This is a genomic window from Alcanivorax quisquiliarum (assembly GCF_023051175.1).
Lineage (GTDB): Bacteria > Pseudomonadota > Gammaproteobacteria > Pseudomonadales > Alcanivoracaceae > Isoalcanivorax > Isoalcanivorax quisquiliarum.
Map to the genome: position 1 here is coordinate 1 of NZ_JALKII010000039.1, position 1,119 is coordinate 1,119.

Annotated in this window: 1 protein-coding gene; it reads left to right on the forward strand. The window is 43.4% G+C overall.

Annotation, left to right across the window (positions count from 1 at the left end):
- Nucleotides 1–1,064, forward strand: a 1,064-nt coding sequence (locus MU846_RS14525; protein ID WP_246953989.1) for a class I fructose-bisphosphate aldolase, incomplete at its 5' end; no start/stop codon positions are given.
- Nucleotides 1,065–1,119 lie beyond the last annotated feature (55 nt).

Sequence of the window (1,119 nt, forward strand, 5' to 3'; positions counted from 1 at the left end):
CTTTGCGAGAGGAACTTCATAAAATTGCTTCGGCAATTGTCGCTCCTGGAAAAGGTATTTTGGCTGCCGATGAAACAGTCTCAACTGCAGGAAAACGATTAAATGATATTGGAGTTGAAAATACTGAAGAAAATCGCAGAAGTTACATGCAGCTTTTGTTCACAAGTGATAATGCATTATCTGATTATATTTCTGGTGTCATATTGTTCCATGAGACGGTTTATCAAAAAACCGATGATGGTACCACATTTCCCGAGCTCCTCAAGAGTAAGGGAATCATTCCTGGAATTAAAGTCGACAAAGGAGTTGTTCCATTATTTGGTTCCGAAGATGAATGTACAACTCAGGGACTGGATGATTTAGCAGAAAGATGTGCACAGTACAAACGAGATGGATGCCACTTTGCTAAATGGCGCTGTGTCTTAAAAATAGGCAAGAACACTCCTTCTTATCAGGCTATTCAGGAAAATGCTACAGTCCTAGCCCGTTACGCATCCATTTGTCAAGCTAACAGGTTGGTGCCTATCGTAGAACCTGAAGTTTTGCCAGACGGAATTCATGACTTGGATCGTGCTCAGAAAGTGACCGAGACTGTCCTGGCTGCAGTATATAAGGCTCTGAATGACCATCATGTTTATTTGGAAGGAACCCTACTTAAACCGAACATGGTGACTCCAGGCATGCAGAACCCGACCAGGTGCTCTGCCTACGAAATAGGTCAAGCCACCGTTACTGCTCTCAATAGAACCGTACCCCCTGCAGTTGCAGGTATCACATTCCTTTCCGGAGGTCAGACTGAAGAAGAAGCCACTGTAAACCTGGATGCGATCAACAAATATGTAGCTCGCAAGCCTTGGCCTTTGACTTTCAGCTTTGGGCGAGCTTTGCAAGCTTCTGTTTTGAAGGCTTGGGGAGGCAAAAATGAGTGCATCGAGGCAGCTCAGAATGAATTAATGAAGAGAGCTCGTGCGAATGGTGAAGCTTCACTTGGCAAATATGTTGCTGGTACTGTCAAAGGACAAGCTGCTGAACAAGATCTGTTCATCAAAGGCCATGCCTATTGATTGCCAATCCAAAATGTCTCCAATTATACATACATATATAAATATTCATTGCAGA